Here is a 15,069-nt window from a genome sequence, read left to right on the forward strand (position 1 = left end):
ACAACCAAATTATGTTAAAAATAGCTTTAAAACAGTTCCGATTGGTGTTGCTTTTGCCGACAGTATTGTTGCTGGTAAATTGTTCCGGTGGTGACGAAAGTAAAGAGAACGGGAATACAGGACAAGATGATTCCGGGTATAGCGTACAAAGGGCTGCAATAGTAACGGTAATTTCTAAAGGGATCGTAAGCACAGAAGCCACTTATAGTTGGAGTGTAACCACAGCACCATCAGAAAATTATTCTTTAGCTAACACAACTGAAAAAGAAGCCTTATTCGCAGCAACAGAAACGGGTACTTACGAACTAACAGTAACTATAAACGATAAAGGGAATGTACAGACCCAAAAAGTGAAAGTAAATGTAAGTAAAGAAACCAAAGAACTTAAAACGTATATCGCCAAAGTATTTGATTTCAAACCCGCTCCGGGACAGTTCATAAATGATTTACCAGCCGCCAATGACGGAGAACCTTTTGAAAAAATCCTGAGTAGAGCCAATAGTTATCTGGCTAAGAAAAATGGAGACCTGCTTTCGCTGGGTGCCTTTGGAGGTTACATTGTTTTCGGTTTTGATCATACTATTGTGAACATAAAAGGCAAACGTGATTTTAGAGTATTAGGAAATGCATTTTGGGCAGAAGCGAATCCAAAACCAGACGCTACTATGCGCGGAGGAAGCAGTGAAGCAGGTGTAATAATGGTTTCTTATGATAAAAATAAAAACGGTCTTCCTGACGACGAATGGTACGAAATAGAAGGAGCAGGTCATAAATTGGAGAAAGCAATTCACAATTACGAAATCACCTATTTCAGACCCGATCCAAACAAAATACCAGTTCCGGGTGGTACAACAGGAAGTGTAGGATTTGTAGATATGGAATACATCTACTGGAAAGACAATCAGGGAAAAAGCGGGTATCTAGTACAAAACAATGCCTACAATCATTCTTTAGATTACTGGCCAAAATGGCTTAGAAATCAGGAGTCCATGACTTTTAAAGGTACGAGATTACCGGATAATGCCGTTGACGAAAGTGGTAAAGGAAGTTACTTCGTGCAATACGCCTTTTTATATGGCTATGCAGATAATGCTCCAAACAATGACAATGATTCCGGAATTGATATTGACTGGGCGATCGATAAAGACGGAAAGAAACTTCATCTTCCGGGGATTGATTTTGTAAAAGTTTACAACGGTCTTAACCAGCAAGCCGGATGGTTGGGTGAAACTTCGACAGAAATAATGGGCGCCACAGATTTGCATCTTTTAGGTGAAAATATCGCAACCAGACCTTAAACAAAGAATATAAACCAAAATTATTATATCAGAAATTATGAAAAAAAATGTTAGCCATTTATTGTTGCTTGCCTTTGCCTTCTTGTGCATAGGATGCAGTAACGATAATGACAAAGCTGAAGCAGACATTGCAAACCCAATAGCAATTACACTTCAGGATAAGTATGAAGTAGCCGCGTTTAATGTTTTAGATATTACAGCTTCCGCTAAAGGCAGTGCTCCGACTTATGAATGGGTAATGACAAAAAATCCAGTCAATCAAAAGACAGATTCTATCGTTGGAAATACAAAAGACTTAAGATTTATTGCCATATACGCTGGGGCATATGAATTTACTCTAAACGTAAAAGAAGCAGATAAAAAAGCAAGTAAAAAAACGATTGTAAACGTAACCAATGAAGTTAAAAATTACAATCCTTATATAACTGCTATTTATGATTTTAATCCTGCACCGGGCATGTTTGCCAATGATTTGTATACGACCGGATTGACTAAAGCTGACGTAATGAAAATTGCCTTGGGAAGGATAAACGAAACCAGTGTTGGTTATCCGATTGATTTAGGTGGATTTGGAGGATCGATTACAGTTGGATTTGACCATACAGTTGTAAATGTTCCGGGACAAAAAGATTTTAGAGTTTACGGAGGTGTTTTAACCGATAAAGGAAATCCACCAGCACCCGGACTTATTTATATCGCTTATGATAAAAACAAAAATGGAAAACCGGACGAAGACGAATGGTTTGAAATCGCAGGAAGCAGTCACACTAAGGAAACTACCATCAAGAATTTTAAAATTACTTACCATAGACCGGCAGCAGGCAAACCTGTAGTTGTAAGTGGTCCCAATGATCCTTTTTCTGATCGTGAACATTTATTTTGTGAGAACAATCAGAACGAATCGTATTACCTGCCAAGAGCCAAAACTAAAAAAGAATACTACCCAAGCTGGATTGCCGAAGGAACGACTGTTTTTGAAGGAATTAGATTGAATGTTGATTTCAAACCGGTACGTCCTACACAGACTACTTTATGGAATTTCACAGCTCCTGAGTGGGGTTATGCGAATGCAATAAACCCGGATATAGACATTGACTGGGCAGTTGATAAAAAAGGAAATAAAGTAAATCTTCCTGGTATAGATTTTATAAAAGTAGTGAACTGTGTAAGTGAACCAATGGGATTATGCATTCAACAGTCTTCTATGGCTACTAAATTTTCTGGAGCAGGAGATCTTCATTTGTTAAAAAAATACAACCTAAAAAGAGTAAAAGAAAAAGAATAAGGATATGAAAAAATATATAAAATATAGTTTGTATGTGTTGGCTTTCAGTGCTTTTTGCGGCTGTAGTTCCGACGACCCAAAAGAGGATCCTGTGAGCGTTGATCCAAAACCAGCTGTGGTTCCCACCATCAAATTAAGCTTAAAAGCAGATTACACCGTAGAAAGATACAAAGCAGTAGAGGTAAATCCCGAAGTTGTAATCGAAAACGGTAATGGACTTACTCCGCAATACAAATGGACTTTAAAAGTAACTGATAAAGCCGGAGCAACTAAAGATTCGGTTATCGGTGATGCGAAAATTTTACATTTTATAGCTCCTTTAGCAAACAACTACACTGTAGATTTCACAGTAACGGTAGATAAAGTAGTCAAACAAGCTTCGACTAAAGTTACGGTTTCGGAAACGGGTAAAACTTACAATTCAAAAGCATTAACGCTTCTGGATTATTTGCCTTCTCCGCACTATGGCATGGATAATTATGAATTTGCAACAAAGGCAGAAGTTTTAGAAAGAGTTCGCGAAGAACTTATGGAAGAAAGCATGATCCCCCTGGGTACTTTTGGTGGTTCTATTAGTGTTGGTTTTGACCATACGGTAATTAATACCTACGGAAAACGTGATTTTACAATTAAAATGAACAGCAGTTCAACTGTAAAATTTACTCCTGTTAGTGTATACGTTGCCTACGATGCTAATAAAAATGGACTCGCTGACGATAATGAATGGTATGAAATTGCAGGAAGTGAATACCGCAAATCTTCAACAGTTAAGAATTATGAAGTGACTTACCACAGACCAAATCCGGATAAAGTACCTGTAGCAGGGGCTTTAGACTGGCAATTTGACAAAGAGTATCTTAAATGGAGTGACAATAAGAGCATCAATGGCTTTATCACAAAAACAGCAAGAGGAGAGTATAACAATTACTATCCGCAATGGGTGGGAGATTCTTATACGGTAAAAGGTACAAAAGTGTCTTTGCCTGTAAAAGATGTAAGTGACGGTTCAGGAAAAGCATTTAATGTAGGCACTTTTGAGTGGGGGTACGGCGGAATTAAAAACCCTTCAATTGATATTAGCTGGGCTGTTGACAGCAACGGAAACAAAGTGCATTTACCGGGAGTCGATTTTGTAAAAGTGTATGTGCCGACATTAATAGAAATCGGAGCTTCAGATTTACTGACTAATTTCTTTAAGGAAGTGGAAGATTTGAATTTTACTACGGGCAAATAATTTAAAGAGCCCCCTATTTTTAAAGAAAAAGATTTCAATACAATTAACCATGAATATTAACCTTAATTTTTATAAATAATGAAAAAAGTAGTTTATTTTTTGACCGTAGGATTGCTATTAGGGCTTTCGTCTTGTAACAATGAAGACGATACCTTAATGAATGACAGCTCAAGCGCTGTAAAATACAATACAAGTGTAACAGGAAAGAAAGCGGTTACAGATCCTGCAATAGGAACCACAACCACTCTTAATCTTACAAGTGCCTTATTAACCAACGGTACAACAACTAGCGGTGGTAAATACTGGGAAAATACGTATGTGTCTAACACCAAACTTACTGTAGACATCTTTACATTTGCTCACACTGCCGTATCATCAGGATATAATTACTGGGATGGATTTATCGTGTCAAACGTAAATAATATTACCAATTTCGGATCAGGTGCAGGTTCAGGCGGATCTAACGGATGGGTAGCGAATCAATGGGGAACTATGGCAGGAAGTGGTTCAGGAACTGCTGGTACAATTGCTGCAGGAACTCCGGGAACAACAGGAGATCCATTCATTTTAGCGTATTGGTCTAGTTATACAGATCCTAAAAATCCGGCAGGTACTACTTTTAGCGAAGCTAATTTCTCTAACTGGATTAAAATTGGTAACACAGCATCATACCAGGTGAAAGGACTAAAAGTAAACATGCACCCATGGCCTTACTACGGTTGTCTGTACGGAGATGGTTTCGCAAGGGCTTTTGCATCAGGAGATCATTTTGAATTGTTAATTTATGGAGTTAATGCAAGCGGAGTGGTGACAAGCCCTATCGTACGCTCATTAGCTGATTATACTGGAGGATCTTTAGTAATGCCAACAGGTTGGATCAATGTAAGCACATCAGATCTTCAAAGTTTAGGGAATGTTAAATACCTTGTTTTCCAAATGGCTTCAACTGACTCTGATTTAGTGTACGGAATGAATACAGCAGCTTATTTCTGCTTAGACAAACTTTCTGTAAAACGTGTGAACTAAGAAACACATCGTTTTTATAGCAAAAACCATTTCAAGATTTTATTTTGAAATGGTTTTTTGTTTCTAAACAATTCTCAGATTGCATTTGAGAATTAGTGAATATCTTTGGCCATTTTTTTGTTTCGCCACAGATTTCACAGATTAAATGGATTTGACTCTAATCAATCCTATCATCCGGATTGAAATCGAATAGTATGATTAACTGAAGTTGTAGTTAATTATTTTTACTTGAATCTGTTACCATTTGAATTGCCTCCTGCTTTAGCTGGAGGTAAACGATTTATAGGTATGTAGTTGGCTTTAGCCGAAAGAAGCACGGTATAATTTGTATACAGTGACTTAATGTTTGATCTTAACTATATCCCTCAAGCTAAAAGACAATGTCATCTAGTTGAGATACTTTTTCACGCAGATTCTGCAGATTTTTTATGCTATTCGACTAAAATCTACGTGAGATTTTTTTTGATAATTCTTGATGTTCACCTGTTCTGTCAATAAATCAGCAAACAGTAAAAAAAATCTTTTAATCTGTGACTCGAGCAATAGCGAACTGGCGAAGCAAATCTGTGGCAAAAAATAATTAGTGCCAATTCGTGAAATGGGTGGCAAAAAGATTTAGATTTTTCAAATTACACCATGCCTGTATTTCAATAAAAAACTTTATTTTTAATTTATATTTTGTAAGACAACTATTTGATATATGCACATATAAGTTTTAAATCTTAGTAGTGTTAAGATTTTTATACATGGAGTTTTAAGTATTGTTTTATAAAAGCGAAAAAAAAATATTAACTAAACTAAAACTATTTTTAGATATGGAAAATTTTGATTGGACATCCTTTACAAAAAAAATTGCAATCAAGGCAGATCTCGCTACGATTTATAATGCCTGGACCAAGTCCGGTGAATTGGAAAAATGGTTTCTCAAAGAAGCTGATTTTTTTAATGCAGCTGATGAAACAATAGATAAAAACAACAATGCTTCTCAAGGAAACGGTTACGAATGGTTGTGGTATCTTTATGATGATAATATGAAAGGAACCCTAAAATCAGTTAATGGAAAAGACCAATTGCAATTTACTTTTGAAGGAACGTGTTTGGTAGATGTTAATTTGAGTGAATTTAACGGCTATACCATTGTCGAATTAAAACAACATAACATTCCAACGGACGATTCTTCTAAGAAATTTGTCAGATTAGGCTGTTCAAACGGTTGGCATTTTTACTTGTGTAACCTGAAATCAGTTTACGAAGGCGGTCTGGATTTACGTAATAAAGATGCCGATTTGGACCCGATGATTAACAATTAGGATCGATCTTGGTTGTACCCTATGTGAAATGCATTTTTTAATTATTTACCACTAAAAGATAAAAAATGATTTTTGATATTGAGATTTTAATTCGGTTTTTTTTGGCACTCTTATGGGGTGGACTTGTAGGCGCTGAACGGGAGTATCATGGTAAAGTGGCTGGATTTCGCACAACGATTATGATTTCGTTTGGAGCCTGTTTTTTCACCATCATGTCAATTGCTATTGGAGGTTCAGGAAACCCCGATCGCATCGCATCAAATATCGTGACCGGTATTGGGTTTTTAGGAGCGGGAGTGATCTTTCGCGGAAATAATCGCATTAGCGGAATCACTACCGCAGCCACCATTTGGACTGTAGCTGCTGTGGGAATGGGAATAGGAGCAGGCTACTATTTTGCTTCGGCTTGTGCGAGTTTGTCTATTTTATTTATACTGGCCGTATTGCCTTCTTTACAAAAACGAATAGATCGCCTTAATCAATCGCGTAGCTTTTATATTCGCAGTAATAGAGAATCGAATGCTCTTGCGCTTTGTGAATCAGAAATGAAAGCGCTTAAAATTAAATACAAACTGGTACGTCAGGTTCGGGATGGCGAAAAAATACATTTAACCTGGATGTTACATGGGAAAGCAGAACATCTGACTGCTTTTTTTGACGGTATGTTTAAAGCAGAGTATATCGATTTTATGGAATCTTAAAGGATTGTACGATTTATACTTACGAAGATTTTTTAAAGATTTATCAGAGCAACATTAAAATAACATTAGAAGATAATTAGAACAAGATTAGAAGTTTAGCTTCCGGATCGTGTTGCTTTTTTGTAAAAGTTTGATAATAAGCTGTTTTAAGAAAGTGTTGACCACTCGCTTATATTAAAAATTATTTTTACATTTGTTTAACTTTAACTATTCTAAATAAAAACAAATGAAAAATGTATACCCTAAAGTTGCTCTTGGTTTATTGGCCGGATTAACTTTTTTTGCCTGTAGCAATGATGATAAAAAGGAGAATAACGATACTAATACTCCAACTGCCGTTACAAAAAAGCAGGTGATTGCAAATTACGCAGATATCGTATATGCCAATTATAAAAAAGCATATGATGATGCGGTACTTTTAGAAACAGCGATTACTACTTTTACAACCACTCCGACAGCTGCCAATTTTACAGCTGCAAAAACAGCATGGAAAACTTCAAGAGAGAGTTACGGGACTACAGAAGCATTTCGTTTTGCAAACGGACCAATTGATGATGATAATGGACCGGAAGGACTTTTGAACTCATGGCCTTTAGATGAAAACTTTATTGATTATGTAGACGGAACTCCAGCTTCAGGAATCATTAATAATACAACTGATTTCCCGGTTTTATCGAAAAAAGTTTTAGCTGATGAAAATGCTTTAGATGAAGACGAATTAAATGTAAGTGTTGGATATCATGCTATCGAGTTCTTATTATGGGGACAAGATTTAACACTACCATCAGCCAATTTGCCAGGACAAAGACCTTATACAGATTATGTAACGGGTGCTGGAGGAACAGCTGCTAACCAAGGTCGTAGAGCTGATTATTTGAAATTTTGTGCTGATTTGCTAACTGATAATCTGGATTATTTAGTACAACAGTGGAAAGTAGGAGGTGTATACAGAGTTAAGTTTTTGGCTTTATCGGAAGATACAGCTATAAAAAATATTTACCTGGGAATTACAACTTTAGTTCTTACTGAATTACCTGTGGAACGTATGATTACTGCTGTAGAAAATGCAAATCAAGAAGACGAACATTCTTGTTTTAGCGATAATACACACCGAGATATTGTTCTGAACATGCAAGGCGTTATCAATGTATATCAAGGTAAATATGGAGCTATTGATGGTCCGTCTTTAGAAGATTTAGTCAAACAAGCTGATAGTAAAGTTTACGATGATACTGCAACGGCAATAGCTGCATCAACTACAAAAGTGGGTGCTATTTTGATTCCGTTTGATTTAGCGATCTCGGGAGGACCGACGTCTGTAGAAGGTGCAAAAGTAAAATCTGCTGCGCAACAATTGCAAAATTTAGGAGCTAATTTATTGGCCGGTGCTGTAAAAATTGGTATTATCGTTAACGGATAATCAATTTTAATGATTAATTAAAACAAAAAGTGTTCCTTTGCAGAACACTTTTTCTGTAAATAAAGATGAAGAATTTTAAAGCGTATTGGTTTGTTATTGTTTGTATTACACTTTTTAGTTGTAGTGATAATGATAACAATAATGAAGAAAGTTATATTCCTTTAACGGCTGAAGATGGTGAGCAGTTTTCTGGTGGTGAAGCAACCGTTTTTAATACCAGTGAGGAGGCCTTTGGTTTTTTCATGCCCACACTTACTTTTGACCAACAAACAGATTTTGGTGTCGGAAATTCATTTTTCAGACAAAGCTGGGTTACAGCACCTTCTTCTACTACCGCTCGTGACGGTTTAGGCCCCTTTTTTAATGCCCATTCCTGTTCAAGTTGCCATTTTAAAGATGGACGCGGCAGACCTCCCTTGTTTGATGGGGAAGACAGAGCCGGATTGCTTTTCCGCATTTCAGTGGCAGGGCAAGACGCTAACGGAATTGGTTTTCCTGACCCCGTTTACGGTTCGCAATTGCAGGACCACGCTATTTTAGGTCAAACAGCAGAAGGTCAGTTTACCATTAGCTATCAGTCCATAAAAGAGACTTTAGACGATGGGACTGTAGTGACGTTGCAAAAGCCGATTTACACCATTACTAATTTAGGATATGGTCCATTAGCTACTGTTCAAATTTCACCCAGAATTGCCAATCAAATAATTGGTTTAGGATTGCTTGAAGCGATTTCTGAAAGTACAATTTTAGGTTTTGCCGATGAAAATGATACGAACGGTGATGGTATTTCCGGAAAACCCAATTATGTATATGATTTCGCTAGCAATTCAAGCAAATTAGGACGATTTGGATGGAAAGCCAATCAGCCCAATGTAAAACAACAGGTAGCTGCTGCTTTATCGGGTGACATGGGGATTACATCGAGTTTATTTCCGTACGAAAGTGGACCAAAAGGAGTAGATTTGACAACAATTCCAAACGGTGGAATGCCTGAAATTACAGAAACTAATTTAGACCGAATGGCAATGTATTCCAGTACTTTGGCGGTTCCGGCAAGAAGGAATTATACCGATCAAAACGTATTAAAAGGCAAGAAAACTTTTGAAACTATTGGGTGTACAAGTTGTCATATTCCAAAAATTCAAACCGGTACCACGCATCCTATAACCATTTTACGCAATCAGACGATTCGTCCTTATACCGATCTTTTATTGCACGATATGGGAGCTGGTTTAGCAGATAATGCAACCGATTTTAAAGCATCGGGATCCGAATGGAAGACTCCTGCTTTATGGGGAATTGGATTAATTAAAATTGTAAACGGTCATACCAATTTACTGCATGACGGAAGAGCCAGAAATGTAGAAGAAGCTATTTTATGGCACGGTGGAGAAGGGCAGAAGGCCAAAGAGAAGTACAAGAAATTAAGTGCTTCAGAAAGAGAAAATCTGTTGGCCTTTATTAATTCATTATAAAAAAACATCCGCAAGATCAATTGATTCTGCGGATGTTTTTTTTAGTTACCGATTCTATTGAGAAGTTTTGGATGCTATGTTTCTATGTGTCAAAAATATTACGCTAATAGGTTATGATTTTTCTTTAACACATAGAAACATAGATTTTGATTTGCAATTTGACATGTTTAAAGAGAATCATAATTTTACACATAGCTTATGTGATTTATTTTAAGTGTAACGCCTTTTTAAGCTTTGTGAACTATGTCTCTATGTGTTAGAAATAAGCGCGCCAATTGGTTGTAAAATTTTCTTTAACACATAGAAACATAGATTTATGATTTGTTTTAAGCGTAACGCTTTTTGTTAAGCTTTGTGAACTATGTCTCTATGTGTTAAAAATAAGCGCGCCAACGGTTTAAAATTTAAATTCTAAAGTAGTATAAAACGTTCTTGTGTCAGAAGGGATAATTCCGGGGCCGGGATAACCTGTAGCACGACGTGTAAAATATTTACTGTCCGTAAAATTCGTAATTCCCGCTTCCAATTTCCAGTTTCTCCATTTATAAGAACTGGAGAAATCTGCAACGAAATAAGCAGGTATCTGACCCGTAATACCATCACCGATATTATTCTCTCCCGTTTTTAAATTTTCCGCATCTGTATATTGCGAAGTAACATAAGTGATTTGGATACTGGACATGAAGTTTTTATATCCAATCCCGCTTCCACTTTTAATATTAAAAAGCGGCACAAATTCTACCGAATTACCTTCAACCCCAGGTACTTCCGATTTTAGATATTTCGAATTTGTTACGGCTACATTGGCAAAAAGATTCCACGACCAATCTGGATTTTCGTTTAGGAAGGTATTGGTTAAATTCCAATCAGCCATAGTTTCAAAACCATAGGTAAAGGCAGTTCCAATATTGTCACGGACGCGCACATACGCACCACCTATTTCGGCAGGATATTCCCCAATTTTATCATTATAATACAAACCATAAATACTAGAGTCAAAATTAAGTATGTTTTTATACTTACCACGAATACCAATATCTGAAGTAAATCCTTTTTCGTCCGAAATATCAGGAGATATGTATTGACCTGCATTAACAGTTCTAATATCATTAAAAGTAATTGAACGATAGTTCTGTGATATATTACCATAGAATTCAATACCGTTTTGTGGTTTGTAACTCAAGCCAACACCAAACAAAACAAAATTCCTGTCTTTTACATTGTCTTCGTACTTGGTCTCATCTAAAAGAACATTTCCGGCAAGATCAAGATTTATTCTTCGGAAGGAACCGATCGCTTTTGTTTTTATTTTTTCAATTCTAAAGCCTGGTGTAATAGAAAAACTTGGTGAAATTCTAAAGATATTTTCTCCGAATAAGGAATAGTTTAGATTCGGAAAACGATAATCGGATTGGTTTGGATAAAGTGGAAATTCATCTGTTGCCAGATTAAAATTGGCGTCGTTACCTGAGCTGCCCGGACCTTGAATTCCGGTATTATTAGATTGATAGTATTTGGCTCCAATTAAAAAAGTACTTGTATTTCCTTTTATTTGATATTTTTGAAGATATCTGACTTCTGTACCCCAATTCACAAAATCTCCTTTAATTAAATCTCGGACCGTTCCTTCCTTATCATTCGTTGAAATGCGGTTTGGGCGGAATCCTACCGTTTTTCTACTGGCATCCAGACCAAATAGCTGTATAGAGAAGTCGGCATCATGGTTAAAATGATGTTTGAAGCGCAAAGCAAATAAGTTCCAGTTGACACCAAACCAATTTCGGGCTCTGTTACTTTGCGTAGGGTCTTCATTAAACATTTTATCTGTTAATCCGCCTGCCTGCTGTGCTAGGTAAGTAAAATAGGTGTAGTCAAAATGTAAGGAAGTATTTTCAGTAAACTGATAGTTTAAATTAGCAAAGAAGTTTTTACTGTCAAATCCGGAGTTCGGTCTAAAACCATCGCCTTGTTTGTAGTTGTAAAAACTGTAATAGCTGAATTTTCCATTTGTTCCGCTTAGACTTGTAAAATTAGTAAACAAACCATAAGAACCAATAGTGTTTCGGGTCACAAATTCGAATGGCTTTTTAGTTGGACTTTTTATTACAAAATTCACGAGTCCTCCAAATTGAGTTCCGTATTGTAAAGAGGCGGCACCACGCACAATCTGAATTTCTTCCAGTGCTTCGGTAGGAGTTGCATAATAACTCTCCGGATACCCCAGTACATCCGCGCTAATGTCGTAATCGTTCTGGCGGGTATTAAAATTCGCCGTTCTGTTGGGATTTAATCCACGGCCCCCAATACTTAATTGCAGACCTCCATCTGAGCTTTCATTAATCGTAAGACCTACAACCTGTGCATAGATCTGACGAGGGTTGTTGGCCGCTTTGTTTGCGGTTATTTTATCCAAAGAAATTACTTCTGTTTTTTTTCCGGCGTAGATGGCTGTCCCTTCAACGTCTTTTAGTTTGCGTAGGGCAAAAACTTTATCTCTTTCTTTTTGTATGACTACTTCTGAAAGATTGGTCATTTTATGAAGTACAATTTTAACTGTCGTAGTTGGTGCGGTAAAAGGTTCGTCCAAAGCAGCATAGTTTTCCTTGTAAAATAAAAGCGTGTAATCTCCGGGATTTGGAACTGTCAGGGAAAAATGCCCTTGCTTGTCGGTATATACTTTTTGTGTGCCAACAGTTGTAAATACTTCGACATAAGGTAATTTCTCACCATTTTGATCTGTTACTGTTCCTGCTATTTGCGTTTGTGCAAAACCATTAATCGTAAAAAGCAGTACTACAATAAGGTTAAAGTCCTTTAATTTCATCGTTGAAAGGTAAGATCCATGTTTTACGATGGAATGATTCATATTCTTTTGCGAGATCGATATTGGGATCAATGTATTGTTTGCTTAATCTTCCGTTGAGAGCAACATAACTGTCCACTCTGACTTCGGGATTGACAATACCTTGTTTTTGATAATAATCATGTAGAAAATGGGCATACTCGAGTATAAAGTCGGGTTGGAATGCCATTTGTTTTTCCTGAAAAGTCGTCAAGAAATGACGGTTATTTATTTGGATTGTCTTTTTTGTAATACTGTCGGTTACGGTAAACTGTGTATAACCGGCTTTTTCCATTAGCATGACGCGCCAGGAGAAGCGAAATCCTTCCTCAGTCCAGAATAGTTCTCCGGGATAAAAAAGATAACGGAAAGGGAATGTCAATTGAAAAACCAGAAAGATTGTGAGTAATGCCAGTTTTGTTTTATAGAGAATAGAGAATGTCGGTTTTTTTTCTTTGCCATTGTCAAAAATAGCATAATCTAGTTTGAAAAATCGACTTATAAAAACCAGAACTCTTTTGTGAAAACTATTTTCAAAAAAGAGGAGGGAACAGATGATCATTACATAAGGAAATACACCAATTGGAAACAAAATTTTGGTTAAAATATGAAAGACAACAACCAAAACAAAAGCGAAAAGGCGTGTGCGTTTGTACAATAATAAAAACGGAATGGTGAGATCGTATAACATCCCGGTCCAGCTAAAAGTAAAATGCACCCAATTCTGATTTAAAAAACCGCCAATCAGAGGCAAATTATGATTGGTTGGCAGCCAAATTTTTAACGGCATAGCCTGAAAGAGCCAATCTGAATTGAGTTTGGCTAAACCCGCATAGAAATAAACTATGGCCAATAACAGCTTTAAAATATCAGTGTTCCAACGTGGAATTTTCTCAAAAGCCAACTTAGGATTCCTAAAAGCATCTAGTGAAAAAGTTGCATTTGCCGGCAAAAAAATCAAAACGAAGCTAATGACCGAAATAAAATAGTAATGATTAAGATATGTGGTCTTATCCATCAATTCGATATAGGTAAAGCTTAGAAAGAAAACGATCGCTGAGAAGCGGTACAAAAAGCCCACAGCCACAAAGACAGCAGAGATTAGAGCACTGATAAAAAGAAGGTAAGTTAATGTTCCGAAAGGTTTTATCCACTCAAATCCGTAATAAGTGAAGTGAAAAAGAGGTTCGATATAAAATTTTTCGACCCAGCCATAACTCATAAACCGGAGCAAACTAAGAAGCATCATTAAACCAAACGCTAGCCTGAAAAAAGCTAGCGTTGTGGCCTGAGTTGTTTTATTAATATAGTTTTGGATATAATGAGTCATAATTAATCTCCATCACCATCTACATAATCAATTGTAATATTCAATGCCTGCATCATATCTAATTTGGTGTAGATTACATTTTTTTGCAAAGCATCATAAGAGGTGAGCATTTTTGTATTGTCATTTATAACCTGTTGAGATAAACTATTGCTTAGCGCCTGATTGGTTGTATAAATAGTAGCAAACTGTGTGTTGATGATATCGCTTAGTTTTTTTCCATCACGTGTGGCATTCACAAAATCCAAATACGATTTTAGTGATGGGCCTGTGGTTTCAGATGCAAAATATTTTCCGTTGAAAAAATCTTGTGATGCTTTTATACCAATATTCAATAAGTCTTTCGAAACATCATTTTTGTAATAAGCTTCTACTTTTTCAGGGAAAGTTGTTCCATTGGAGAATTTTCCGGCAGGTATACCCAGTTTTCCGGTTCTCACATCTTTCTCAAAATTCTTTACAAAATTATTGGTAGTTTCCGCTACAGAGGATCCTACTGAAGTTCCGTTACTTTTGATGTAAGCTTCACGATATCCGGATTTCCAGTCGGTAAGAACGGCATCACTATTTTGTTTTAATTTAGTGATAACCGCAGCTAGGTAGGTTTTATACTTGGCTGCATTTGCATTAGTGGTATAAAAAACAAGAATACCAGCATCATCGCTAGCCAGACCATTCAACAGATAATCTAAACCCGGAAAACCCTGTCTGCTGTACTGCGAAAGTAAATCAAGGTTATAGGTTCCTGTGATATTGGCATTGATACCATTGACATCTGCAGGGTAGGTATTGCTCATGGCATTAAAATTAATATCAAGTGCTTTACCAAAATTATAAATTGCGGTATACTGAAATGCTTTGTAGGCATCTAGCCATGCAGCACGAACTATTTTTAGGTTTGCATCATTTGGAGTGGTATTAAAAGCGGTAGCTGCGGTCTGCAATGTGGCTACTTTTGTTTGATAGTTGGTGTAGCTCGGGATGATGATATTGTCGGCCCAATTGGTCAACATTGCTGTCCTGTCGAAGTTACTCTCTCCTCCGGTATCCTTATTATCATTACTTGAAGAACAGGCATAAATGCCAACAATAAGACCTAGAATTAAAACTATTTTTTTCATAATCGTAAATTTTCAATATAAAAGCTATTT

11 protein-coding genes are annotated in these 15,069 nt (G+C 36.6%); 8 read left to right on the forward strand and 3 right to left on the reverse strand.

Annotated features, from left to right (window positions below; all coding sequences use genetic code 11):
- Positions 1-11: 11 nt before the first annotated feature.
- The 8 genes from AB674_RS13760 (at position 12) to AB674_RS13795 (ending at position 9,749) form a co-directional block, all read left to right on the forward strand.
- Entirely contained in the window at positions 12-1,298 is a 1,287-nt protein-coding gene (locus AB674_RS13760; RefSeq protein WP_047777478.1) for a hypothetical protein, read from the forward strand.
- Between the two features lie 37 nt (positions 1,299-1,335).
- Positions 1,336-2,583: a hypothetical protein gene (locus AB674_RS13765; protein ID WP_053004273.1), complete on the forward strand. Its 1,248-nt coding sequence runs from the start codon at positions 1,336-1,338 to the stop codon at positions 2,581-2,583.
- Positions 2,584-2,587: 4 nt separating this feature from the next.
- Positions 2,588-3,817 (forward strand): hypothetical protein, encoded by a 1,230-nt coding sequence (locus tag AB674_RS21915; protein ID WP_131701547.1) that lies wholly within the window; start codon positions 2,588-2,590, stop codon positions 3,815-3,817.
- A 78-nt stretch (positions 3,818-3,895) separates the two neighbouring features.
- On the forward strand, positions 3,896-4,843 hold the full coding sequence (locus AB674_RS13775) for a DUF4465 domain-containing protein (protein WP_053004275.1): 948 nt from the start codon (positions 3,896-3,898) through the stop codon (positions 4,841-4,843).
- 815 nt (positions 4,844-5,658) lie between these two features.
- Complete coding sequence (locus tag AB674_RS13780; RefSeq protein WP_047777599.1) at positions 5,659-6,153, forward strand: SRPBCC domain-containing protein; 495 nt, start codon at positions 5,659-5,661, stop codon at positions 6,151-6,153.
- Positions 6,154-6,218: 65 nt separating this feature from the next.
- Positions 6,219-6,854 (forward strand): MgtC/SapB family protein, encoded by a 636-nt coding sequence (locus AB674_RS13785; RefSeq protein ID WP_047777479.1) that lies wholly within the window; start codon positions 6,219-6,221, stop codon positions 6,852-6,854.
- A gap of 226 nt (positions 6,855-7,080) precedes the next feature.
- The gene (locus AB674_RS13790; protein WP_047777481.1) at positions 7,081-8,274 is read left to right on the forward strand and encodes an imelysin family protein; all 1,194 of its coding nucleotides are present in this window, start codon (positions 7,081-7,083) and stop codon (positions 8,272-8,274) included.
- 65 nt (positions 8,275-8,339) lie between these two features.
- Entirely contained in the window at positions 8,340-9,749 is a 1,410-nt protein-coding gene (locus AB674_RS13795) for a di-heme oxidoredictase family protein (RefSeq protein ID WP_053004276.1), read from the forward strand.
- A 397-nt stretch (positions 9,750-10,146) separates the two neighbouring features.
- On the opposite strand, the gene AB674_RS13800 is transcribed toward AB674_RS13795, so the two are convergent.
- The 3 genes from AB674_RS13800 to AB674_RS13810 are packed head-to-tail and all read right to left on the reverse strand — an operon-like array spanning position 10,147 to position 15,039.
- Positions 10,147-12,573, reverse strand: coding sequence for a TonB-dependent receptor domain-containing protein (locus tag AB674_RS13800; RefSeq protein WP_047777483.1), 2,427 nt, complete (start codon positions 12,571-12,573; stop codon positions 10,147-10,149).
- Entirely contained in the window at positions 12,554-13,921 is a 1,368-nt protein-coding gene (locus tag AB674_RS13805) for an HTTM domain-containing protein (protein WP_047777484.1), read from the reverse strand. The genes AB674_RS13800 and AB674_RS13805 overlap by 20 nt, the downstream gene beginning before the upstream one ends.
- Before the next feature lie 2 nt (positions 13,922-13,923).
- Complete coding sequence (locus tag AB674_RS13810) at positions 13,924-15,039, reverse strand: imelysin family protein (protein ID WP_047777486.1); 1,116 nt, start codon at positions 15,037-15,039, stop codon at positions 13,924-13,926.
- Between the last annotated feature and the right edge of the window lie 30 nt (positions 15,040-15,069).

Origin of the sequence: Flavobacterium sp. ABG (genome assembly GCF_001027725.1) — a bacterium.
GTDB classification, from domain to species: domain Bacteria; phylum Bacteroidota; class Bacteroidia; order Flavobacteriales; family Flavobacteriaceae; genus Flavobacterium; species Flavobacterium cupriresistens.

Coding starts and splice junctions, on each gene's coding strand:
- AB674_RS13760 (WP_047777478.1), top strand. CDS start 12: ATGTTAAAAATAGCTTTAAAACAGTTCCGATTGGTGTTGCTTTTGCCG.
- AB674_RS13765 (WP_053004273.1), top strand. CDS start 1,336: ATGAAAAAAAATGTTAGCCATTTATTGTTGCTTGCCTTTGCCTTCTTG.
- AB674_RS21915 (WP_131701547.1), top strand. CDS start 2,588: ATGAAAAAATATATAAAATATAGTTTGTATGTGTTGGCTTTCAGTGCT.
- AB674_RS13775 (WP_053004275.1), top strand. CDS start 3,896: ATGAAAAAAGTAGTTTATTTTTTGACCGTAGGATTGCTATTAGGGCTT.
- AB674_RS13780 (WP_047777599.1), top strand. CDS start 5,659: ATGGAAAATTTTGATTGGACATCCTTTACAAAAAAAATTGCAATCAAG.
- AB674_RS13785 (WP_047777479.1), top strand. CDS start 6,219: ATGATTTTTGATATTGAGATTTTAATTCGGTTTTTTTTGGCACTCTTA.
- AB674_RS13790 (WP_047777481.1), top strand. CDS start 7,081: ATGAAAAATGTATACCCTAAAGTTGCTCTTGGTTTATTGGCCGGATTA.
- AB674_RS13795 (WP_053004276.1), top strand. CDS start 8,340: ATGAAGAATTTTAAAGCGTATTGGTTTGTTATTGTTTGTATTACACTT.
- AB674_RS13800 (WP_047777483.1), bottom strand. CDS start 12,573: ATGAAATTAAAGGACTTTAACCTTATTGTAGTACTGCTTTTTACGATT.
- AB674_RS13805 (WP_047777484.1), bottom strand. CDS start 13,921: ATGACTCATTATATCCAAAACTATATTAATAAAACAACTCAGGCCACA.
- AB674_RS13810 (WP_047777486.1), bottom strand. CDS start 15,039: ATGAAAAAAATAGTTTTAATTCTAGGTCTTATTGTTGGCATTTATGCC.